The 24,510-nt window shown below is 43.4% G+C and carries 17 protein-coding genes and 1 tRNA gene; 1 reads left to right on the top strand and 17 read right to left on the bottom strand.

Annotated elements, in window-relative coordinates; translation table 11 throughout:
- Positions 1–90: 90 nt before the first annotated feature.
- From T359_RS0100555 to T359_RS0100525, 7 genes are all read right to left on the bottom strand, one after another.
- Complete coding sequence (locus T359_RS0100555) at positions 91–435, bottom strand: hydrogenase maturation nickel metallochaperone HypA (RefSeq protein ID WP_026515773.1); 345 nt, start codon at positions 433–435, stop codon at positions 91–93.
- A 131-nt stretch (positions 436–566) separates the two neighbouring features.
- Complete coding sequence (gene hypB / locus T359_RS0100550; protein WP_026515772.1) at positions 567–1,235, bottom strand: hydrogenase nickel incorporation protein HypB; 669 nt, start codon at positions 1,233–1,235, stop codon at positions 567–569.
- Entirely contained in the window at positions 1,235–2,356 is a 1,122-nt protein-coding gene (locus T359_RS0100545; RefSeq protein ID WP_026515771.1) for a DUF5692 family protein, read from the bottom strand. Before T359_RS0100545 ends, hypB begins: the two co-directional genes overlap by 1 nt.
- Before the next feature lie 231 nt (positions 2,357–2,587).
- The gene (gene hemZ / locus T359_RS0100540; RefSeq protein ID WP_026515770.1) at positions 2,588–4,117 is read right to left on the bottom strand and encodes a coproporphyrinogen dehydrogenase HemZ; all 1,530 of its coding nucleotides are present in this window, start codon (positions 4,115–4,117) and stop codon (positions 2,588–2,590) included.
- Between the two features lie 69 nt (positions 4,118–4,186).
- Positions 4,187–4,855, bottom strand: coding sequence for an MBL fold metallo-hydrolase (locus T359_RS0100535; RefSeq protein ID WP_026515769.1), 669 nt, complete (start codon positions 4,853–4,855; stop codon positions 4,187–4,189).
- Complete coding sequence (locus tag T359_RS18835; RefSeq protein ID WP_035783417.1) at positions 4,855–7,143, bottom strand: RelA/SpoT family protein; 2,289 nt, start codon at positions 7,141–7,143, stop codon at positions 4,855–4,857. Before T359_RS18835 ends, T359_RS0100535 begins: the two co-directional genes overlap by 1 nt.
- A 5-nt stretch (positions 7,144–7,148) precedes the next feature.
- Positions 7,149–7,673: an adenine phosphoribosyltransferase gene (locus T359_RS0100525; RefSeq protein ID WP_026515768.1), complete on the bottom strand. Its 525-nt coding sequence runs from the start codon at positions 7,671–7,673 to the stop codon at positions 7,149–7,151.
- A 160-nt stretch (positions 7,674–7,833) separates the two neighbouring features.
- Between T359_RS0100525 and T359_RS0100520 the strand changes: the two genes are divergently transcribed.
- Positions 7,834–7,906: transfer RNA gene (locus T359_RS0100520), tRNA-Thr, on the top strand.
- Between the two features lie 42 nt (positions 7,907–7,948).
- On the opposite strand, the gene glgB is transcribed toward T359_RS0100520, so the two are convergent.
- From glgB to leuB, 10 genes are all read right to left on the bottom strand, one after another.
- Positions 7,949–10,420 carry a 1,4-alpha-glucan branching protein GlgB gene (gene glgB, locus T359_RS18830; protein WP_051544829.1) on the bottom strand — a complete coding sequence of 824 codons (2,472 nt, stop codon included), beginning with the start codon at positions 10,418–10,420 and terminating at the stop codon, positions 7,949–7,951.
- Between the two features lie 42 nt (positions 10,421–10,462).
- The gene (locus T359_RS0100510) at positions 10,463–11,716 is read right to left on the bottom strand and encodes a DUF1015 domain-containing protein (protein WP_026515767.1); all 1,254 of its coding nucleotides are present in this window, start codon (positions 11,714–11,716) and stop codon (positions 10,463–10,465) included.
- 97 nt (positions 11,717–11,813) lie between these two features.
- On the bottom strand, positions 11,814–12,983 hold the full coding sequence (locus T359_RS0100505; RefSeq protein ID WP_026515766.1) for a phosphoglycerate dehydrogenase: 1,170 nt from the start codon (positions 12,981–12,983) through the stop codon (positions 11,814–11,816).
- A 21-nt stretch (positions 12,984–13,004) separates the two neighbouring features.
- Positions 13,005–14,084 carry a 3-phosphoserine/phosphohydroxythreonine transaminase gene (serC, locus tag T359_RS0100500; protein ID WP_022778439.1) on the bottom strand — a complete coding sequence of 360 codons (1,080 nt, stop codon included), beginning with the start codon at positions 14,082–14,084 and terminating at the stop codon, positions 13,005–13,007.
- 508 nt (positions 14,085–14,592) lie between these two features.
- A complete protein-coding gene (glgX, locus tag T359_RS0100495; protein ID WP_026515765.1) occupies positions 14,593–16,677 on the bottom strand; it encodes a glycogen debranching protein GlgX in 2,085 nt (694 codons plus the stop codon).
- A 38-nt stretch (positions 16,678–16,715) separates the two neighbouring features.
- A complete protein-coding gene (locus T359_RS0100490; RefSeq protein ID WP_026515764.1) occupies positions 16,716–18,233 on the bottom strand; it encodes a L,D-transpeptidase in 1,518 nt (505 codons plus the stop codon).
- Positions 18,234–18,303: 70 nt separating this feature from the next.
- The gene (ilvB, locus tag T359_RS0100485; protein ID WP_026515763.1) at positions 18,304–19,995 is read right to left on the bottom strand and encodes a biosynthetic-type acetolactate synthase large subunit; all 1,692 of its coding nucleotides are present in this window, start codon (positions 19,993–19,995) and stop codon (positions 18,304–18,306) included.
- 27 nt (positions 19,996–20,022) lie between these two features.
- On the bottom strand, positions 20,023–21,699 hold the full coding sequence (ilvD, locus tag T359_RS0100480) for a dihydroxy-acid dehydratase (RefSeq protein ID WP_026515762.1): 1,677 nt from the start codon (positions 21,697–21,699) through the stop codon (positions 20,023–20,025).
- Positions 21,700–21,717: 18 nt separating this feature from the next.
- Positions 21,718–23,415 (bottom strand): glycosyltransferase family 39 protein, encoded by a 1,698-nt coding sequence (locus tag T359_RS0100475; protein WP_026515761.1) that lies wholly within the window; start codon positions 23,413–23,415, stop codon positions 21,718–21,720.
- Complete coding sequence (gene leuB, locus T359_RS0100470; RefSeq protein ID WP_026515760.1) at positions 23,390–24,493, bottom strand: 3-isopropylmalate dehydrogenase; 1,104 nt, start codon at positions 24,491–24,493, stop codon at positions 23,390–23,392. Before leuB ends, T359_RS0100475 begins: the two co-directional genes overlap by 26 nt.
- Positions 24,494–24,510: the final 17 nt, after the last annotated feature.

Genomic DNA, 24,510 nt, shown 5'->3' with positions numbered 1-24,510 from the left:
GGGATCCAGTGAATATGGAGTCTGCAGATCATTCATATCAAATTTGTTCATATCCATATCTTCCTACCATAGCCTTTCAATAAAATAAGTTTACGTGGCTGCAATTTCTTTTATCATAAACTCGTTCCCCTTAAGGAGATACGTATGTTCACTGCCACAATTGGGGCAAATCTTGCCATTTGCCACCGTATCATATTCAGTCTTACAGTCTTCGCAGAAGGTAACTGCAGGAAGTGTCTCGATAATAAGCTCCGAGTCCTTCATAAGTTCAGTTCTTGCTGCGGCCCATTTCCAGGCATCCTGTAAAAGAGAAGGCACTACGCCCGATACTTCTCCAAGCTGGAGCGTTACTGAATGGATTTTCTCCAGCTCATTCTCTTTTCCTACTTCCGTAAGATCATCTATTATGCGAAAAACAACACCTAATTCATGCATACTTTTTCACTTACTCCGAATGTATAATTATGAATACCGTTAAAAAATCCGCGTGATAGCATAGGGTAAGGATAAACTTCCCCATGTTTATCACACGGATTCTCATGTCTCATGCTTAAATAATTACCTAATTACTTAATTGCTTCCTCAATATTCTCCGCAAGCCAGTCAGCCCATTCCTGCATACCTTCGCCGGTCTTGGCGCAGATAGGAATGATCTTGGCCTTGGGATTACGGAATAAGATATTCTCCTTACATTTCTCAAGATCGAAATCAAAGTAAGGCATAACATCTATCTTGTTAATGAGTACCACGTCACAAATGGAGAACATAAGTGGGTATTTAAGAGGCTTATCATGTCCCTCGGGAACTGACAGGATCATGGCATTCTTGGTGCTGCCCGTGTCAAACTCAGCAGGGCAAACAAGGTTACCAACATTCTCAAGGATAGCAAAATCTACATCCTCAACGCCAAGCTCCTTAATTCCCTGTCTTGTCATGTCGGCATCAAGATGGCACATACCACCGGTATGAAGCTGAATAGACTTAACTCCTGTAGCTGCAATTGTTCTTGCATCCACATCTGAATCGATGTCCGCTTCCATTACACCGATTCTGTACTTGTCCTTCAAAAGCTCGATAGTTCTGGTAAGGGTTGTGGTCTTACCTGATCCCGGTGAAGACATAAGGTTGAGAAGAAATGTCTTGCTCTCCTTAAGTTCTCCTCTGAGCTTATCGGCATCCTGATCGTTGCTCTCAAAAATACTTCTTTTTACTTCAATTACTCTGATATTATCCATTATCTCTCCGCACGCTCGAGTGCAATCTGGAAGTCCTTAGTATCTGTGAATACTTCGTTAGCATAAGGATTCTTTCCAAGCTTGCATGATCTCTTTATTATTTCTGCAATACAGATCACGTTAACTGCAATGGAGAGAATAGCTACAACACCCTGTGCTGTAGGATTTGCAGTGATTCCCATCTCAGCAATTGCCTGACCTGCGGCTGCAGTCTTGCCCTGCTGATTATTATAAATAGCAATGGCCTTCTCGTAAAGGTCCATTGTTGAAATTCCTGCCTCAGTTGCTCCGCCGTAAACTGAAGGAAGAGATGCCTGGAATCTGGAGCTAAGCTGGAATGCAGGTACTACCTGAGCCCACATACACCAGATTGCAAGAGTATTGGCACGGTTCTGGATCCATGCACCCTTGTTCCAGAATGCGTTAGCAAATGTAGGAGCAAGAAGAAGTGCAACACCGCAGTACCATGAATGTGTAGGAAGGTTGAGGTATGTGTACTCAAAGTTCCAAACATCATAAGCTACTATGAACCATACGCACATATCAGGCCAAAGCATATCGGCGTGATTCTTGTCCTTTGAAGAATAAAGGTGTACGCAACCTGTCATACAGAAGATATTGATAAGACCAGCGATTGCGTTAACGATGTTCCACCATCCACCATAGATGAATACACCCTCGTTGGATGCCCACCAAGCACCTGAGAAGTTGCCAGTGATGGAAAGAGCTGCGAAAGCAGACTCAAGATCGGAAACTACAGCGATAAGAATGTTGGCTGCAACGATGAACCAAGGGAACCATGCAAACCATTTTTCCTTGCCGATGCCCCATTTGTACTTGATCATCATGAAACCTACGCAACCTATATCAGCAGCGTACAGCTTGAAATAGTGGAACCAGCCATCCATGAAAGCAACAGTTGGATTTTCTTTTCCTCCGAACATACCAAGATGAGCGAGGATGAAATAAACAGTAAGAATACATGGGATGATAACAAATACTAAAATACCACCCTGTTTTGTTCTACGACCGATTTCGTTCATGAGAATAAGTCCCACGAATACTAAAACCCAACCGATCAGTTGCATTGCACCGCTATTGCCGTACAGTTGAAATAGCATATAAACCTCCTTGTGATATCTCTAAATGTTTAAATATAGATATCGTTATATTTTTGACAACATTATAGCATAGTGCACAAGTAATAGCAATATTTGAGAAGTGTTTTAGTGCAAAGAGGGGTACTGTATTTATGATTATTAGTTTCTGCAAAACCGCTAGATTAAGCCATTTCTTCGTTTTAAAAATAATTCAGTTCCTAAAATTGCGAATAATTATTCAATCGTTATTAATTAAACGTTAAATAGTTCACGCTTTCTATTGATCATATCCTCTATCTGATCCATGTAAAGCTTCACATCCTTGACATTGTCGCATCTTTCGATCCTGCCGTCGTAGCCGAAAACTCTCTTGGTAACGGTGCCTGCACCAAGGGCAACAATTGACTGAACTTCTTCATTTATCAGAATATTATAGATACCTGCTTTCCCTTTTCTGGCATAGCCGGTATTCTCAAAGTTTCCGCTGATATTCTTCTGTCTGTACAGATAATAAGGCTCCAGCCCCATATCATGAGCACCGGATGCAGCAATTCTCATCATCTCTTCAGTATTATTAAAGTCAGCCACATCTCCTTTTCCGGAGAAACCTCTGATCTCCTTCTCCTTAAGGATCTCAGCAAGTCTGGATCCCCTCTTGATCGCCAGTGAATGTACTGTCAGATCGTCGGGATCAAGCTTCTTTATCTCATCCATTGTGTAGCGAACATCATCAGCTGTCTCTCCCGGAAGTCCAAGGATTATATCCATATTGATATTATCAAAGCCCTCTTCTCTTGCCATATGGAAGGACTCGATGAGCTGGGCCACATTGTGCTGTCTTCCGATGAGTTTTAAGGTCTCATCTCTCATGGTCTGAGGATTTACGGAAATTCTGGTGCAGCCCTGTCTCTTCATGGCCTGCAGCTTTTCCCTTGTTATGGAATCAGGTCTGCCGGACTCAACAGTGAGTTCCTTGACCTTTGATGTATCAAGTTTTTCATGAACATAGCCAAGAAGTCTGTCTATCTGATGGGGTAAAAGAGTTGTGGGAGTTCCTCCGCCGATATAAATGGTATCAAGAGTCTTCCCGGCAAAAGCCTCAGCGACGTAATCTATCTCTTTTTCAAGGCAGGTGAGGTAATCATCTACAATGTTCTTGTATGCTCCAATGGGATAAGAAGTAAATGAACAGTACAGACAGGTTGTGGGGCAGAAAGGAATACCGATATAGAGGCTGTAACCGTTCTCGTAATCAATATCCTTCAGAATCTCCTTCTCTCTTCTTGCTATCCTGATACTGAGGTCAATCTTCTCATCGCTGACAAAATACATGGACTTCATGTAATCAGCAATTTCCTCATCGCTTCTATCCTTATCCACAAGATTCATGGCAATTCTCGTGGGTCTTATGCCTGTAAGGTTTCCCCAGGGAAGCTTTTTTCCTGTTTTCTCTGATAAAAGAGTATAAAGAAGCTTTTTCAGTGTATTCTTGGAATTATCAAGGCTTCCCTTGCTTCCGTCAGTGGAAACACTTCCCTCGCCCTTAGAGATATCAAGGAATTCCTTTTCATCTGAAAGATTCTCAGAAACCTTTACTTTGATACTATTCTCTGTATATTCAACAAATGATATTTCATCACCCTCTGATATATCCTTCTCTTTTTCCGGATTGTCGCCGGGCTTTCCTATGATCATTCGAACTGTATCAGTGGGATAAAAGGCCTTAAAAAGTGAATGGATATCATATTGGAATTTGTCTTCACTGATATAAATAACCTGCATCTGTTTACTCCTGTATTTAAAGATAGTTAAAGGCCTATGCACTCAACATAGACCTTTTTCTCATAGTTTTTATAAGTACTCCTCACCGCAGAAGGGATTATACAATCTCTCATGCCCTATGGTGGTCATTTCCCCATGTCCCGGATAACAATAGGTATCATCGGGAAGAACAAACAGCTTTTCACGAATAGAGCGGATCAGCTCGCTGGTGGAGCTGGTGGGGAAATCAGTTCTGCCCACGGATTCCTCAAAAAGCGTATCTCCGCAGATAAGGATTCCCGCATCCTCAAAGTAATAGCAGCATCCTCCGGAAGTATGTCCGGGTGTAAAAATAACCTTGCATTTCATGCCTGCAGCCTCTATCACTTCACCGTCCCTGTAAAAATCGTCAGGAACGATGGAAAGATGCATTCCGTAATCATTGGAAAGGTTCAGGTAAGGATCCTTACACATCGCCATTTCCTTCTCATGGGCTCCGATCCTGGCTCCTGTAAGTTCACGAAGCTTTTCGGCGCCGCCGATATGATCAAAATGACCATGGGTTAAAAGAATAAGATCAATCACAAAGCCCTTTTCTGTAAGCTTGTTATAAATAAGATCCCCCTTATCGGCAGGATCAAAAAAGATCACATGCTTTTTTCCATCCTCAAAGCTCTTACTTTCATCAAAAACGAAATAGCAATTGGTGCCTACCATTCCGAGAGTCAATGCACCGACCTGTAAATTCCCTTTGCTCATCAGCCTGTTGTCCTTTCAATGTCGATAACAGAGTCGATCTGCCTGATCTTCTCAACGATGTCACGGAGCTGATCCCTTGAAGATACCTGGAAGGAAGTCTCCATGGTGGCAAGCCCCTGCTTGCTGGTTCTGGTGTTCATGGAAAGAATATCAATATTCTTCTCAGAAAGGGTTCTTGATACATCCGCAAGAAGTCCCGATCTGTTGTTGGCAAATATCTTGATGGTGGCGGCGTACTTGCCGTCTCCGGAGGTCTCCTGTTGCCACTTGGCTTCGATAAGCCTTGTCTTATCCTCTTCCTGCATCTTGATAACATTGACGCAGTCTCTTCTGTGGATGGAGACGCCACGACCTCTTGTGACAAATCCGCAGATCTCATCACCGGGAACAGGGTTGCAGCACTTGGAAAAACGAACCGCAACGTCATGGACGCCCTTAACTATAATGGCATTATCATGTCCTGAGATCTGAGGTGTAACATTGGATTCGGCAACTGCAGCAAGAACCTCTTCATCGGTGATATTGCGCTTGTGCTCCTTTTCTCCGAGCTCAAGCATCTTGTTGATGACCTGTCCTTCCTTAAGTCCGCCGTGTCCAACCGCAGCCAGTACAGCATTCCAGTCATGGAAGCCATACTTCTTTATAACAATATTCTGAATCTCCGGCTTGGAAATAGCAAAAAGGTCTATTCCCTTACTTCTGCAATATTCGATCAAAAGATCACGGCCCTTGGAGATATTCTCTTCTTTAAATTCATTTCTGAACCACTGATTGATTTTGTTCTTGGTTGATGAAGCCCTTGCAATGGCAAGCCAGTCTCTGCTGGGTCCCCTGGAATTCTGGCTGGTGATGATCTCAATTCGGTCACCGTTCTGAATCTTGTAATCAATGGGAACAAGTTTGCCGTTAACCTTGGCTCCGATCATCTTGTTACCTACGGCACTGTGTACACTGTAGGCAAAATCAATAGGTGTGGAACCTGCAGGAAGATTCTTAACCTCACCGGTAGGAGTAAAGCAATATACATCCTCTGAGAAAAGGTTAAGGTCAGACTTCAGCAGAGTCATAAACTCCTGGTTATCTGACATGTCCTGTTGCCATTCAAGAATCTGACGAAGCCAGATAAGCTTCTCTTCTTCACCATTTTCAGCCTTCTTGCCGTCAGAAGTCTCTTTGTACTTCCAGTGAGCAGCGATACCGTATTCAGCAGCCCTATGCATGTCATAGGTTCTGATCTGAATCTCAAAAGGCTGTCCGGTCTGGCCAATCAGTGTTGTATGTAAAGACTGGTACATGTTGGGCTTGGGCATTGCGATATAATCCTTGAATCTACCCGGTATGGGCTTGTACATCTCATGGATAACGCCCAGAGCCGCATAACAGTCCTTCACTGTTTCAACGATAATTCTAATGGCGAAAAGATCGTAAATCTGGTCCAGAGTCTTGTTCTGATTGCGCATTTTCTTGTAAATACTAAAGAAATGCTTAACTCTTCCGTTTACTTCGCCCACGATACCTGCTTCTTTGATGGATGCTCTTACATTCTCGCAGATATCCTCTACATATTTTTCTCTCTCGCTCTTACGCTGAGCAACCTTCTCAACCAGCTCATAATAAACGTCCGGCTTAAGGTATTTAAGAGAAAGGTCATCAAGCTCAACCTTGATTCTGCTGATACCGAGTCTTGATGCGATAGGTGAATAAATATCGAGGGTTTCCTGGGCAATCCTCTGCTGTTTCTCCGGAGGCATATGAGTAAGAGTTCTCATATTGTGAAGTCTGTCCGCCAGCTTGATAAGGATTACACGGATATCTTTTGCCATGGCAAGGAACATCTTACGCAGGTTCTGAGCCTGCATATCGATCTGTTCCTGAGTTTTATTGGTATTATCGTGTGAATCCGAAGACAACTGCAAAGCTGTCAGTTTGGTAACACCGTCAACCAAAAGCGCAACATCGGCACCAAAGGAAGCCTCTATCTCTTCCTTGGTAAGAATGGTGTCCTCAACGACATCATGAAGAAGCCCCGCCGCCAGAGTTTCCTTATCCATCTCAAGGTCGGCCAGAATTATTGCAACACAAAGAGGGTGAATGATATATGGTTCACCCGATTTGCGTCTCTGATCCTTGTGAGCATCATTAGCCAGCTGGTATGCCTTCTCGATAAGTGAGATATCATCAGAGGGGTGATATTTTCTCACCCTCTGAATAAGTCCCTCATACAGCACATTCGGGCTCTGAAACTCCTCAATGGCTTCAATTTTTCCGTCGTCAAATTGCTGCGCCATTAAAATTACTTCCCTTCGTAGCTGATAGCTGCATCAAGTCTGTAGTCCTTAAGTCTCTCTCTTCCGTTGAGACCCTTAAGCTCCATAAGTACAAGGATTCCTGCTACTTCTCCGCCAAGTCTCTCAACAAGCTTGATCATAGCCTCGATAGTTCCGCCTGTAGCCATAAGGTCATCTACAAGAAGAACCTTCTGTCCGGGCTTGATTGAATCCTTGTGAATCTCAAGTGTAGCCTGACCATACTCGAGATCATATGAAACCTCGATGGTATCGCAAGGAAGCTTGCCCTTCTTACGAACAGGAACGAGTGCCTTGCCTCTGTTGTATGCTATAGGTGCGCTGAAGATAAATCCTCTTGATTCTGCACCGAGAACAACATCAAAATCCAAATCTTTTACAAGATTCTGCATCTCATCTATAGCAAGTTTAAACCCGTCAGGATCCTGTAAAACAGAGGTGATATCCCTGAACATGATTCCTTCCTCAGGGAAGTTGGGTATCGTTCTTACGTAATCTTCTAATTTTTTCATCGTCATTTCCTCTCTTAATCAAAAAACTTTGACATTTTATTATAGCACAAATTGTTGAAAGTATACTAATTTATAATATATCCGGATTTCAATAAGCTTGAAAAAGGCTGATATAGTATGTATAATTAAAGTTGTGCATGAAACATGCACAATTTTTTATGCTGGAATAGCGCAGTCGGTAGCGCAACTGATTCGTAATCAGTAGGTCGAGGGTTCAAGTCCCTTTTCCAGCTTGACAAAAGGCTGTCGCATAACGCGACAGCCTTGTTTTTTATTTATTTTTTCGGAGTGGATTTGCCGGAAGTGCCCTTCTTGGCTGTGGATTTCTTAGCAGCAGGCTTCTTTGCGGAAGTCTTTTTTATGCTCTTTACAGCTTCTTCGGTCACAATACTGAAGATACGCTCTTCCTCGATCTTTTCGTACTTTTCTTCGATGGCCTTTTCCTGCTCTGCCAGCTCTCTTTCATATTTGAGTCTAAGTTCCTCCAGGAGCTTGGCCTGTTCTTCATCTCTTCTTTCCTGAAGAGCCTTAAGTCTCTCCTGACGCTCCTGCTCCTTCTTTATCTCTTCTTCTTCCTTGATGGCACGGATCTTCTTCTCCTGCTCTGTGTAAGGAACATAATTAAAGATTGAGATTGAAGCCGGGGCAAGTCTGATGGAAATAGAATAATCCCTTCCATCAACCTGTTTTCTCTTAGCTTCCATGCGTCCTTCGTTCACAACTCCGGTTCCGCCGTAGCTGATATTGTCAGAGTTAAAGATCTCTGTGTAACGTCCATCAACAGGAACTCCGATCTCAAAATCTCTCTCAACTCCTGCCATATTGGCTACAACAAGAAGAGTCTCCTTGTCATTGTCGCTCTTTCTTACGAATGAAAGCATGCACTCTGTGGAAGCCAGGTCATTGATCCATTCAAAGCCGCTGTCGGAGCTGTCCAGCTGATGAAGAGCTTCATGTTTGAAATAAAGTCCGTTGAGGGCCTTTAACAGATTTTCAACAAATACAGCCTGATCAATAGTAAGGGCATCAGGCTCCATATAAAGATGCTTTCTGCCGGGATGGACCATCATAAAGCTCAGAGCCAGACGAAGGTTGGACATCTTCTGAGATGAATCTCCGGGCATAAGATAATAGAGTCCCTCCAGGCCTTTTTCAAGATTCTCATGAGTAAAGGCGAGAATAAATCTCTCGGTATAGCTGTAGATAAGGCTGAAAGTCACTTCATCATGATGACCGGATCTGAAAAGAGGATCATTCTGCATATAGGACAGGAAATCATGGGTCCAGCCGTTGTTCCACTTATAGTCAAATCCAAGGCCGCCATCATCCACACTGTCGGTAACCATAGGCCAGCAGGCTGTTTCCTTGGTAATAACCATTACTCCGGGCTCATCCTTATGGATAATGGTGTTGAGATGCTTGAGGAACTCCAGTGCCTCAAGGTTCTCATTGCCGCCATAGATGTTAGGCATCCATTCTCCGGGCTTTCTGTCATAGTCAAGATAAAGGATCCTTGATACATCAGATGTACGAAGGCCGTCAATATGAAACTTCTCGATCCAGTAAAGGGCGTTGGAAATAAGGAAATTGGTAACTTCCTTTCTGCCATAGTCAAAGATCAGATCTCCTGACTTGGGATGAATACCGATTCTGGGATCAGCATATTCGTAAAGAGTTCTTCCGTCAAAATCCGACAGTCCGCAGGAGGACTTAGGGAAAAATGTAGGAACCCAGTCAAGTATTACTCTGATATTGTTCTGGTGCATTGTATTGACAAACTTCATGAACTCTTCCTGAGTTCCGCTGCTCTCATCAAGGGCAAAGAAATCAAGAATATGATAAAAATGTCCCGGAACATGCTTCATTACAGGCATAAGCTCAACCGCATTGAAACCATGATTCTGAACATATTCCAATACATCAGCAGTTACTTCATCCATGGAGCTCTTCTTGCCATGTCGTCCTGCAAAGGCCTCAAGAGAAATCTCACAGATAGAGAGCGGATTCTCATCAATATTGAACTTCCTTCTGGCCGCCATCCATTTGTCATCGTCCCAGGCAATGGACTGTTCATTCTTTATCACTGAAATTACGCCGTTCTCTCCCTTGGACTCAACAGCATAGGGATCGGGTCTCTTAAGAACCAGGCCGGATCTTGTCTTGATCTCGAACTGATAACCGTCATTCTCTTTTGCCCCTGGGATAAATATCTCAAATACTCCGATAGGATCAAGTCTGTGCATCTGGCATACTCTGCCGTCCCAGTCATTGAAATCGCCGATAACGCTGACTCTTGCAGCGGCAGGAGCCCAAACAGCAAAGGATGTTCCCTCAATGCCATTTCTCTTCATGGGGTGAGCACCAAGCTTTTCAAAAACATGATAATGTATACCGCTTCCAAGCTTGATAAAATCCTCTCTGTCCATAAGAGGTCCGAAAGCATAAGGATCGTCTTTTCTCTCCTCTCTGCCGTCGGGATATACAATAATGAGCTTATATTTTATCTTTTCGGTATATGGAACAATTGTGGCAAAAAAGCCTGCTTCATCAGCCAGTTCCATTTCATAAGTCTTCTTCTGATTCTCAATATATACGCTTACCTTCTCGGCATCAGGATAAAATGCCTGGATAAGGTAGCTGTTACCAACCTTGTGTGCCCCCAGTATTCTGTGCGGATTGTCGCCGTCAGAATAGATTATTTCTTCAATTTCAGGCCAGTTCATCATCTTGTAGAGTTTATTATTCACTTAATTCCCCTCCTAAGTGTTAAATTTTCAGTATTTTCTGACTTATTTCAGTGTACCATTAATTTCATGAATAAATAACCCACTAAGAAGCTTGGGTTCAAACCATGTGGATTTGGGAGGCATGAGCCTTCCTGCATCGGCCACGGCAAAAAGCTCTGATATTGAGGTGGGATGCATGGAAAATGCAAGCTTCATATCCCTGTGGCATCTGTCCTCAAGCTCTGAAAGTCCCCTAATACCGCCGACAAAGTCAATTCTCTTGTCGGTTCTTGGATCTCCTATTCCAAGGATCGGAGAAAGTACCTCATTCTGAAGAACTGATACATCAAGACCCTCAACCGCATCATCAGGAACTATATCCTTGTGGGCAGTGAGCTTGTACCACTTATCTTCCAAATACAGGCCGAACTCCCCCTTGTTTTCAGGATGAACCTGGTCATTCTCCGGCGAAACATCAAATTTTGCAGAAAGTTTATCAAGGATCTCATCGGCAGTAAGTCCGTTCAAATCCTTAACAACTCTGTTGTAGTCCATTATCATCAGATCGCTGTCCGGGAAAAGAACTGAAAGGAAATACTCGGACTTAAGCTTTCCTCTCACTTTACCTTCATTTTCTTCTCTCTTTTTAAGACCAACCTTGACTGCGGAGGCGCATCTGTGATGTCCGTCCGCAATATAAACAGAATCTATGGTCACAAAAATCCTGCATATAGTCTCAGTCTCCTCCAGATCATCGATAACCCATACTCTGTTGCTGACGCCGTCCTCTGATACAAAATCATAAACGGGATCATCAACTTCTTTTACCCTTTCCACAAGTTCGGAAAGAAGCTTGTGCTGTCTGTAGCAAAGGAAAATAGGTCCTGTCTGGGCCTCGCAGTTGTATACGTGCTTGATACGGTCCTCTTCCTTGTCAGCTCTGGTATTCTCGTGCTTTTTGATTACTCCGTTGAGATAGTCCTCAATAGAAGCGCAGGCCACAATTCCGGTCTGAGTTCTGCCGTTCATAGTCTGCTCATAGATATAGTAACAGGGCTTATCGTCCTGAATAAAATCGCCCTTCTCAATCTTTTCCCAAAGCATATCATGGGCCTTCTTGTATACCTCGGGGGCATACATATCATGATCAGGCTCAAACTGAGTCTCGGGCCTGTCAATAGCAAGAAATGACTCAGGCTCCTTCTGAACCTTTGCATAGGCCTCCTGCCTGTTGAAAACGTCGTATGGCAATGAAGCTATGGTAGAAGCCTTCTCCCTGCAAGGCCTGTAAGCTTTAAAAGGTTTAATATCAGCCACTTTTTCATACCTCCGTTAAGATAAATTAATAATCGGGCAGGAACAAAACCTGTAAAAAGGCCGCTCCTACCCGAATATTATAGCACAATCACTGTGTTTATACGTCTTTTCTAACGATTCTGACTCTGATTACATCATCGATTTTTTCCATTTTGCTTACAAGAGCATCCTCGATCTCATCCTCAAGGTCAATGAGGGTATAAGCATAGTCTCCTCTTGACTTGTTGGTCATATCAGAGATGTTGTAGCCTGCATCACCAAGCATTGTAGAGAACTGGCTGATCATGTTGGCAACATTCTTATGGATGATTGCAAGACGAGGTCCGTGGCAAACACCCATATCACAGTTAGGAAGGTTAACAGAGTTGCTGATATTTCCGTTCTCAAGGTAGTCCTTAAGCTCAAGAACAGCCTTAACAGCACAGTTGTCTTCAGACTCCTCTGTGGAAGCTCCAAGGTGAGGGATAACGATACATCCGTCATGACCTGCAGTAGTTGGGTTCGGGAAGTCTGTTACATACTTGCGGATCTTGCCGGAGTTGATTCCTGCAAGAATATCAACTTCGTTGCAAAGAATGTCTCTTGCAAGGTTGAGGATGATAACACCCTTCTTCATCTTGGCAATAGCATCTGCATTGATCATACCCTTGGTTGAATCAAGCGCAGGTACGTGGATAGTGATGATATCGCACTTGGAGTAGATATCATCAACATTGGTAACGTGCTTAACGTCTGATGAAAGTCTCCATGCAGCGTCGATTGAAAGATATGGATCATATCCGTAAACTTCCATTCCAAGCTGTCTTGCAGCGTTGGCAACTCTAACACCGATAGCTCCAAGACCGATGATTCCGAGTTTCTTACCAAGGATCTCGGTTCCTGCAAATTTCTTCTTGGACTTCTCTGTGAGCTTGGCAATATCAGGATCTCCCGCGTTAGCCTTAACCCACTCTGTTCCGCCGATGATATCTCTTGAAGCGATAAGCATTGCAGCAAGAACCATCTCTTTTACACCGTTGGCATTAGCTCCGGGAGTATTGAAAACAACGATACCCTTCTGAGCACATTTATCAAGAGGAATATTGTTAACTCCGGCACCGGCTCTTGCTACAGCAAGAAGTGTATCGGAAAACTCCATCTCAAGCATGTTGGCACTTCTTACAAGAATACCCTCAGCCTCATCAACGCTGTCAACAGCCTGATACTGATCTGTAAAATTATTAAGACCGATCTTTGCGATAGGATTTAAACATTTATACTTGTACAACTCTCTGCCCTCCAAATATTATTAGTTGTTCTTCTCGAACTCATTCATGAAGTCTACAAGCTTCTTAACACCCTCGATAGGCATAGCGTTGTAGATACTTGCTCTCATTCCACCAACTGTTCTGTGGCCCTTAAGGCTTACGAAGCCTGCCTTGGTTGCTTCAGCGATGAACTTGGCATTGAGCTCCTCAGAATCTGTAACGAAAGGAACGTTCATAAGTGATCTGTCCTCAGGTCTTACCGTTCCCTTGAACATCTTGCTCTGATCAAGGTAGTTGTAAAGAACAGCTGCCTTCTCCTCGTTTCTCTTCTGCATCTCTGTAAGGCCGCCCTGCTCCTTGAGCCACTTGAATACGAGGCCGCACATATAGATGCTCCAGCAGTTAGGTGTATTGTAAAGAGATCCGTTGTCAGCCTGGGTCTTCCACTTCAGCATTGTAGGTGTGTAGGAAGGAACATCATCTGTGATGAGGTCCTCTCTGATGATGGAGATAACAAGACCTGCAGGTCCTACGTTCTTCTGAACACCGCCGTAGATAACACCGTACTTGGTAACATCTACAGGCTCAGATAAGAAGCATGAAGAAACGTCAGATACAAGAATGTGTCCCTTGGTGTTGGGAAGAGTCTTGAACTTGGTTCCGTAGATTGTATTGTTCTCACAGATATATACGTAATCAGCATCCTCAGGAATATCGAGATCTGAGCAATCCGGGATATATGAGAAAGTCTTGTCGGCGCTGGATGCAACCTCAATGGCCTCACCGTACTTCTGAGCCTCCTGATATGCCTTCTTAGCCCACTGTCCTGTAATAATGTATGCTGCCTTCTTGTTCTTCATAAGGTTGAGGGGAACTGCAGCGAACTGCTGGCTTGCTCCGCCCTGTAAAAAGAGGACCTTGTAATTGTCAGGAATATTCATAAGGTCTCTTATATCCTGCTCTGCTGTCTGGATAACGCTGTCGAAGGTCTTGGATCTGTGGCTCATCTCATTGATTGACATACCGCAGCCGTTGTAATCAAGCATCTCTGCTGCAGCCTGTTTTAAAACTTCTTCCGGAAGTACTGCCGGACCAGCCGAAAAATTATAAACTCGTGACAATTTACTACTCCTCCTAAATTTTGTGATTGGCTTGTGTAAAAAATACATGCCCCGGTGCTTCCAAATTATGTTCCAAGTCTCACTCATAGTGCTAAACACTCCGCTGAACCCTGAACAAAAAATCAAATGCGGGGCATTTAATTTTTTTGGTTTCATCTCCGTAGCCCTAAAATCGCTCAACTTAGAACATAGATTTGAAATCCCCGGGATCCTGCCTTTTTCACACTACGCCAGCGCATATATACTTTAGTAAGTTGAACTTTTAAATCAATAAACTAATATCATTGTACCCTCGTTACAGATTTTGTCAAGAACGTGATTCCATAATTGATGTTATTTAATATTTTAGTACAAGGATTTGAGGAAGTAAAATTAAAAGATTATTAAATTAAAAAGGCTAAAGTCAGAGGTCATATTTCCGGTGACTTTAGCCGTGGAATGGTAGATATTTACTGAGCTTCAGTGGATTATGAGAGACAAGACAAAAAGATTGGTTTGGTGGTGATTATTAGCAAGCGATGAGGATAATTGTGGAGCGTGGAGGTAATATAATTGATTCTTTGGAGGAATATTTTTGTGGCTTTTTGGAGGTATTTTTTAAGGAATTTGAATCAAATTTTATGTACCAATTCATTTTTTCAGGAATGATTGGTAGGGAGAAATTTACATTTTTCCAGTAGGAATTGACTAAAATGTATATGAAGGTGTCCTTTTTGGTGTTAAATTTTTTGTGATCTTCGGCGTAGAGATAGGCGAAGGTCAGGTTGGGTGCGCTTTCGTCCAGAGTCCAGGGGGTAGGGCTGTGGAATGAAAGTTCCGGATAACCGGTTCCGTTGGGTCCGAAATCATAATCCGGGGACATTAGGACAGGGTGCTCTTTTCTGAAGGCAATAAGTGCTGTGACATATTGATGCAGGTCGTCTGAAGTCTCCAGATCATTCCAGCTTAGGTATGAAATATCATTATCCTGACAGTATGCATTGTTATTGCCCTTTTGGGAATTGGCAAACTCATCTCCTGAAAGTAGCATGGGAACTCCCCTGCTGGTAAGAAGAATGGTCATAAAATTCTTCATCTGGCGAAGCCTGAGTTCCTTCACTGCAGGATCATCGCTCTCTCCTTCCACACCGCAGTTCCAGCTGTAGTTATCATTGCTGCCGTCCATATTGTTTTCGCCGTTATCAAGGTTGTGCTTTTCATTATATGAAACCAGGTCATTAAGAGTAAATCCGTCATGGCAGGTTATGAAGTTCACAGAAAGCACCGGACTTTCTTTGCCATACAGATCATCAGAACCCTTAATGCGCCTGTACAGCTCAGGAGCTGCATCTGCATCTCCTTTTACAAAACGTCTCACTGCGTCGCGATATTTTCCGTTCCATTCAGCCCACCTGTTGTATGAAGGAAAGCTTCCCACCTGATATAATCCTCCTGCGTCCCAGGCCTCCGCAATAAGCACACTTTTCCCAAGAACCGCATCATAGGCAAGACTCTCCAAAAGCGGCGGATTCATCATTGGATTACCATTTTCATCCCTGGACAAAATCGAAGCCAGGTCAAATCTGAAGCCGTCCACATGATAAGCAGAAACCCAGTATCTTAGGCAATCAAGTATAAAATTCCTCACCACAGGGTTATTACAGTTCATGGTATTTCCGCAGCCGCTGAAATTGTAATAGAATCCGTCAGGAGTAAGCAGGTAATAGTTCCTGTTGTCGATGCCCCTGAAGGATATATATGGCCCATTCTCATTTCCCTCTGCAGTATGGTTAAACACCACATCAAGTATCACTTCTATTCCATTTTTATGGAGATGCTTGATCATATTCTTAAGTTCATCAGCCTCCATACCAAAAGGGGCCGAAGCAGCATATCCCGCCTTGGGAGCAAAAAAGGCCACAGTTGAATAGCCCCAGTAGTTCATAAGCTTTTTATCGCCAAACTGCCTGGAGTTTTCAAATTCGTCAAATTCAAATATAGGCATAAGCTCGATACAGTTTATACCCAGCTCTTTCAAATAGGGAATTTTCTCGATAATACCGGTGTAAGTTCCTTTGTACTTAACGCCGCTTGATGAGTGCTTTGTAAAAGACCTGACATGCATCTCATAGATAATAAGTTCCTGCTGAAGCAGCTCCAGAGGCTTATCTCCTGCCCAGTCGAAGTCCTCGCGGACAAACTGCCCTCTATGCTGAAAATCATCATCTTTAGGAGTTTTTCCCCAGACAGAACGTCCGGAAACAGACTTGGCGTAAGGATCCAAAAGGACTTTGGTCTTATCATATCTAAGTCCCTTTTCCGGTGCATATTCACCGTCAAATCTATAGCCATACTCAGTGGTCTCTATGTTAAAACCAAATACCATCATGGTATAGACATCGCCGATCCTGAACTCTTCGGGAAATGGAATTTCCACAAAGGGCTTCTTGGCGCCATGATGGAAAAGAAGCAAAGTGCAGCTCTTTGCTTCCGTAGAATAAATACTGAAATTAACTCCGCCGTCAATTACGGTTGCTCCAAAGGGCAGAATACGTCCAATACAGTATTCAAGCCCTTTTATCTTGTTGGTAGGAAAAGTATCAACAAGTCTCATGGATACGCCTCACTATTGAAAACAGACAAATGGTTATATTAATAATACAACACAACCGGCGTTCCTACATCAACAACTTCCCACAACTGACTGACTTGAGATTCAGGACAGTTTATGCAGCCATGGGAGCCGTCCCTTTTATAAATTTCCTCACCAAATTTGCTTCTCCAATTGGCATCATGGATGCCTACCCCCTTGTTAACACCAAGCCAGTAATTAACATAGGAAACATAGTCTACACCTCGCAAATATGTGTGATAGCGCTTATTGTAGACATTGTAGATCCCGGCAGGTGTACCTCTGCCTCTATTGATATTACCTGTAACAACGGGAAATTCCATATTGATCTCGCCATCCACATAGTAGTGGAGCTCCTGCTTGCCCATATCCACTTCGATATAGGTATTTCCAAGCTTCTCAGCCGCGTCAAAGGATATTATTCCGTCCACCACAGCCAGGTCTCTGGTAACAGGCTTTTTATGAGTATTTCCCATAAAAGCAGCCTTGAGATAATCAAACTCATCATCAATTTCAATAAGATTGCCTTTTCCCTTGGAATTATCGCGAAGAACAATCTCAGTGCCGGTGCCGTTTCTGTAATTTTCCATGCACCATGAGGTATCGTAAGTATCCTCTATATTCTTAAGAAACTCATACATCTTTCTTTCGCTGATCAGAAGATTTCCGTCGCTGTCAAACAAAAATCCGTCCTCATTGAATATGCTCTCTTCCGAAAGATTGATGATCTCCCTGTCTCCGGCGATAAAAAGCCCTACACCGGGAGTTTTTTTATCCACTTCCTCCAAAACAGCATCAGAAAGGTCTCTATCCGTAAGTATCCAGTCGGAAACAACGGATTTATCCGCCGCTATCTCTGTCCCCAGAACAGAATAAGTAATTCCGCAGGTCTGTACATCATCAAGCTTCTCAAATATCTTAAGGGTATTCTTATCTTTTTCGGAAAGGGGAAGATCCACATAGCAGCCATCTTTTTCAGTGAGATCAAGTATCTTTTTCCCGCTGTCAAAAGAAAGATTCACCGCTTCGAGAATATTCTCTTTATTCGGCACCTTATTCAGTTCATTAACCAGTTCGTAGCCCTCACCCCTTACGATGGTGACACTCCTAATTTCCTTTTCTTCGAAAATATCCCAGGCAGCCACCTTATCAAGGAGCTTCGCCCTGTCATAAGTTATATCAGGTTCGTATTGGATTATCAGATTTTTGAAAACATTGATTCCCCAGGCATAGGGATTGGATTCCTCAAGGAATCTGTCAAGAGATGCGGTATAATCGACCTTGAGATCAACATCGGAAGGTGTTATCACCAGCTTTTTTCCCTCTGCAGCTTTAATAGTAAAGTCCTGCAGTTCAAACTGGGCCACCAGTTCCTTATTGAGTTCCTCCACAGTCTTACCGGTGCAATAAATTCCATTTATCCAGGTAAAACAAGGAAATCCGTCAGTATAATAATATCCCAGCAAAACGTACAGGCCAGCCAGTATTACCAGGCCAATTGCCAGGAATAATCCGAATATCTTAATACCTTTTTTCATATACTCCCCATAACGGCAACATAGGATGCACCGCTATTTATATAGCTGTGCATCCATATATGTCAAATACTTACTTATCAGCTTTGGTCTTCTGCTCAAGGTCTTTAGCATCGAAGGTCTCACTTAAGGATGCTCCCGGAGATACCATCGGGAATACCTTGTCATCCTCTTCTATAATGCAATCAAGAAGCACAGGGCTCTTGGAAGCAATAGCCTTCTTAAGGGCAGGTACCACCTCGGATTTCTTGGTAATGCGAATAGCTTCACATCCCAAGCCCTCAGCCACCTTGCAGTAATCAACCTTATCCTCAAAAATAGTCTGAGAATAATGCTTTGAATAAAACAGGGTCTGCCACTGTCTTACCATTCCAAGAACGTTGTTGTTAATGACGATCTCAATTATCGGAAGGTTGTATCGTGATGCAGTAGCCATCTCGTTCATGTTCATTCTGAAGCATCCGTCGCCTGCAATGTTTACGCAAAGCTTATCAGGATTACCGACCTGTGCGCCTATGCAGGCTCCAAGTCCGTAGCCCATGGTACCCAAACCGCCGGATGTAAGGAAGGTTCTGGGATTTTTGAACTTATAGTATTGAGCAGCCCACATCTGGTGCTGGCCTACATCGGTGGAAATAATAGCATTTCCCTTTGTAAGTTTATCAAGTTCCTCGATGATATAAGGGCAGGTAAGCTTGTCAGTCTCGTATGAAAGCGGGAACTTTTTCTTATAATCGTTGATCTTTTCGATCCATTCCTTGTGGTCAAGTTTATCAAGCTTACTGTTAATATCTGCAAGAACCTGTTTGAGATCTCCAACAATGGCATAATTAACACGAACATTCTTGTTGATCTCTGCTGCATCGATATCTATCTGCAAAATCTTAGCCTTTGAAGCAAAGGTCTTGGCATTTCCCGTAACTCTGTCTGAGAATCTGGCACCAAGTGTAATAAGAAGGTCGCACTCAGAAACTCCGAAATTAGAAGTCTTTGTTCCATGCATGCCAATCATTCCGGTATAGAGCTTGTGAGTTCCGTCAAATGCTCCTTTACCCATCAGAGTATCGCATACGGGAGCATCGATAAGCTCAGCAAACTTTTTAAGTTCCTTGGAAGCTCCTGAAATAACAGCACCGCCGCCCACATAAATGAAGGGTCTCTTGGCAGCCTTGATCATCTTAACCGCATTGGCAATCTCATCCTGGGTATATTTCTTCTCAGGCTCTTCATCAGTGATCTGTACCTTGTGATAGTCACATTTTGCAGCTGTAACATCCTTGGTAATATCCACAAGCACAGGGCCCGGACGACCGGTCTTGGCGATCTTGAAGGCCTTTCTCAGGGTATCAGCAAGATCCTTAACATCCTTGACAATGTAACCATGCTTGGTAATAGGCATTGTAATGCCGGCAATATCAACCTCCTGGAAAGTGTCCTTGCCAAGAAGAGGCAGGTTAACGTTACAGGTGATAGCCACCATGGGCACTGAGTCCATATAGGCTGAGGCAATACCGGTTACCAGATTGGTGGAACCGGGGCCTGATGTAGCCATGCAGACACCTACCTTGCCGGTGGACCTTGCATAGCCGTCAGCCGCATGAGCAGCTCCCTGCTCGTGGGAAGTTCTTATATGCAGGAAATTGTCCTGCTGTTTGTAAAGTTCATCGTAGATATTAAGGATTGTTCCGCCGGGATAACCGAAAACAGTATCAACACTCTGTTCCTTCAGGCACTCAAGAACAATCTGTGCTCCAGTAAGCTGCATTTTTTCACACTCCTCGTTTGGCAATAATTATTTGGATGTACCGGGAATCTCAAGGATTGCTCCTCTGTTTCCGCTGGTAACAAGTTCTCTGTATCTTGCAAGGTAACCGGTAGTAACCTTAGGCTCTCTGGGCTGCCATTTAGCCTTTCTTGCAGCCAGTTCTTCATCAGATACTTTAACATTGAGAGCATTGTTAGGAATATCAATGCTGATGATATCTCCCTCTTCCACAAGAGCGATAGGTCCGCCCACAGCAGCCTCAGGAGAAACATGTCCGATGGAAGCTCCTCTGCTGGCACCGGAAAATCTTCCATCAGTGATAAGCGCAACTGTTGATCCAAGTCCCATTCCGGCAATGGCAGAAGTAGGATTGAGCATTTCTCTCATTCCCGGGCCGCCCTTAGGTCCTTCATATCTGATAACAACTACGTCACCTTCAACGATCTTGCCGCCGAGAATAGCTGCGATAGCATCCTCTTCGCAGTCAAATACTCTTGCAGGACCTTCGTGGGTCATCATCTCAGGAGCAACAGCAGACTTCTTGACAATTCCGGTATCAGGAGCAAGGTTGCCCTTAAGCACTGCAATACCGCCGGTCTGCATATATGGATTCTCGATAGGTCTGATTACTTCAGGATTGAGATTTGTAACACCCTCAATATTCTCCTTGATAGTCTTACCTGTAACAGTAATAAGATCTGTATTTATAAGGTTCTTCTTATTAAGCTCTGCCATAACAGCAAGAACGCCGCCTGCCTCATTGAGATCCTCCATGTATGTAGGGCCTGCAGGTGCAAGATGGCAAAGATTAGGAGTTTTGCTGGAAACTTCGTTAGCAATCTCCATATTGAGCTCAACTCCTGCCTCATGGGCAATTGCAGGAAGATGAAGCATTGTATTTGTAGAGCATCCGAGAGCCATATCAAGAGCAAGGGCATTCATAAATGCTTCTTTTGTCATGATATCTCTTGGTCTGATATTCTTCTCGATAAGATTCATAACAGCGTATCCTGCACGCTTTGCAAGTCTGATGCGGGCTGAATATACAGCAGGGATTGTTCCGTTTCCGGGAAGTCCCATACCGATGGTCTCTGTAAGGCAGTTCATGGAATTGGCTGTGTACATACCTGAACATGAACCACAGGTAGGACAAGCTTTTTCTTCATATTCGCAGAGCTTTGCATTGGTCATCTTGCCTGCGGATACAGATCCTACAGCCTCAAACATTGAAGAAAGTGAAGTCTTGTGACCATCAACTCTGCCTGCCATCATAGGACCGCCAGAAACAAATACGGTAGGAATATTAACACGAGCCGCAGCCATAAGAAGACCGGGTACATTCTTATCGCAGTTAGGAATGCAGACCATACCATCAAAAGCATGGGCCTTTGCAAGACACTCTGTTGAGTCAGCAATAAGATCTCTGGTAACCAGTGAATACTTCATTCCGATATGTCCCATGGCAATACCGTCACAAACTGCGATTGCAGGAACAACAACAGGCATACCTCCTGCCTCTGCAACGGCAAGCTTAACAGCCTCAGTGATCTTATCAAGGTTCATATGTCCCGGAACGATCTCATTATATGAGCTAACAATACCGATAAGAGGCTTTCTTCTCTCTTCTTCGGTAAAACCAAGGGCATTAAATAAACTTCTGTGAGGGGCCTGCTGAAGGCCTTCCATAACTCTGTCGCTATTCATAGCCATATTCTCTCTCCTTTACTTTGTATAAACCAAAAAGTTTTCATTTTCATATTTTACATGCATTGTCTCAAGATAATCCCAATCGATATCATCATGAAACACATAGAATTTCCAATGATTTTCACCTGCATATTCATCTTCCAGAAGAACCTTATCCAGGATAACAAGATCACACCCCGTAACGGTAGTATTGAGGCAATCTATATCCCATCCGAACTTAAGAAGATATCTTTCATCGCAGTCTATGGCAGCAATATTCTCTCTGCTGTCTATATTTGCCACATACATGGAGTTAAAAAGATCATTCTCCCTATCTCCCATCTGCATATTAAACTCAGGGCTTGAGGCTCTGAAAAGAAAATATACAAAAATCAGGAAAACCGGCACATAGACCAGCATTGAATGATACCACTTTTCATTTTTGCCCATCACTTCTATTTCTCTGTGGGCAAGGTTTTCCACTTCGGTATGTCCGGTAATACTGTTATGTATGCGTATGCCAAAATTGATGATCTTCTCAAGGACACCGCAGATACACAACGATATCAGTACACCGCCAAAAGAAAAACTCTCCGCATAGGGAAGCTCATGCCTTACTATAAGCAGCACTCCCACCAGCAAAAAATTAAAGATAACAATAAGATTAATGACTGTTCTGCTATATTCAAAATGCCTTACACATTCCACCAATAAAACCGTGATGCCAATGATAATAAAGATTACAACAAGCATGCTCACACCCGGGGTTATTCTCTCAAGCACATCAAATATCCAGTTGCCGAACTGCCTGCTGAAGGATTCAGCGTTAAATCTCTGAACATAAGCCTGGGACATCATCATATCAGCCCCTGTATACCAGGCCTTTCCCGGGGTTCTGAGAAGAACCGAGGTCTTAAGGCCGTCATACATTTCGAAGGATCTGTCGCCTGCAAGAAGCACATTGGAGCCGATTGACAACCATAAAGCAGAATACAAAAATGTCGTGATCAAAACAGATGAAATCGTTACACCAAGAAGTCCTCTGAGCTTCTTATAATAAACATTATCGGAACTATCCTTATATACCGTGCTGCTTCTCATTCCGTTAACAAGAAGAAAGAAAACAGCCGCAACACAGGTAGGAATTACCCACAGCACACTCACCGGCACTGTATATATACCAAGGATCATGAAAAAGCCCAGCAGTTTAAAATGAGGCTTTTTATCCTCTCCGGCCCTGCAAACATCCCCCAGAAGATAAATGCTGGCGAGAAAACAGGTAATAGAAAGAGTATAACCTCTTCCCTGTACACTGAAGTCATTCACCATCTTCATGGAAGCATAAAGAATGGTAGCCGCCAAAGGAAGTCCATGGGAATAATATCTTCCGGCAATCTTATAAACAAGAATAAGATTAGTTATAGCACAAATAAATGAAAGTCCCCGAAGCCCTATAAAGGGATTCCCAAACAGATTCAGAAGCGAAGCAATAACAGCATAGCCTATATGATCGTCCGGCATAGTCCAGTGAAGCGCCGCATATAATGGGCCTCTGCTGATAAAATTGTAATATGTATACAGTTCATCATATATCGGAGTTATAGCAAACATTCTCCAAAGATAATAAACTGTCATTCCTATGATAAAAAGTGTAACCGATATTGTTTCAGGTTCATGGGGCAAAAAATCATAAACCTTCTTTTCAGTTTTAGCTATTAACGATTCGTTCAGCAATCAGGTCTCCCATTTCACTGCAAGCAGTTCTGGTAAATTTATTTTCTTCTGTCTTGGGAAGAATATCCACAGTGCGATAGCCCTCTTCGAGAACCTTTCTCACTGCGTTTTCAATCGCATCACCTTCTTTATCAAGGTTGAAGCTGTATCTGAGCATCATTGCTGCGGAAAGAATAGTAGCAATAGGATTGGCAATGTTCTGTCCCGCAATGTCAGGAGCACTTCCGTGGCTGGGCTCGTAGAGTCCAAAGGAAGTGTCATTAAGAGAAGCACTTGGAAGCATTCCGATAGAGCCTGTGATCATGCTGGCCTCATCGGAAAGGATGTCTCCAAACATATTCTCGGTAAGAACCACATCAAACTGTGAAGGGTCCTTAACAAGCTGCATAGCACAGTTATCTACAAGCATGTGCTCAAGAGTAACATCCGGATAATCCTTGGCAACTTCCTCTACAACTTTTCTCCAAAGTCTGGATGAATCAAGGACGTTGGCCTTGTCTACACTGATAACGCTCTTTCTGCGCTTTCTTGCAACATCAAAGCCGCGAACAGCAATCCTTCTGATCTCGCTCTCTCTGTAAACAAGAATATCGGTAGCCACAAGCTCTCCGTCTACTTCCTCGGTTTTTCTGTCTCCGAAGTAGAGTCCGCCTGTGAGCTCACGCATAATAAGCATATCAAAGCCCTTCTCTCCTGTTGCTTCCTTGAGAGGGCAGGCATCCTTAAGCTGCGGATATAGATAGGCAGGTCTTAAGTTTGCAAATAGATTAAGGCTCTTTCTAAGCTTTAAAAGACCTGCTTCAGGCCTGAGGGAAGGCTCAAGCTTGTACCATGGTGATGTGGAAGTATTGCCGCCAATTGAACCCATAAGTACAGCATCTGCAGCCTTGGCATCAGCTATGGCCTCATCTGTAAGAGGCACACCGCAGGCATCTATAGAGCATCCGCCCATGAGAATGTCCTTGTAGACAAACTCATGACCGAATACTTCTGCAACTTTATCTAATACTTTCTTAGCTTCTGTAACAATCTCGGGACCGATTCCGTCTCCCGGGATACAGGTGATATTTTTCTTCATATTCTCCTCCTGATACA

The organism is Butyrivibrio sp. MC2021, assembly GCF_000621605.1.
In the GTDB taxonomy this organism is placed as follows: domain Bacteria; phylum Bacillota; class Clostridia; order Lachnospirales; family Lachnospiraceae; genus Butyrivibrio.
This window is presented reverse-complemented; position numbering and strand designations above follow the sequence as displayed.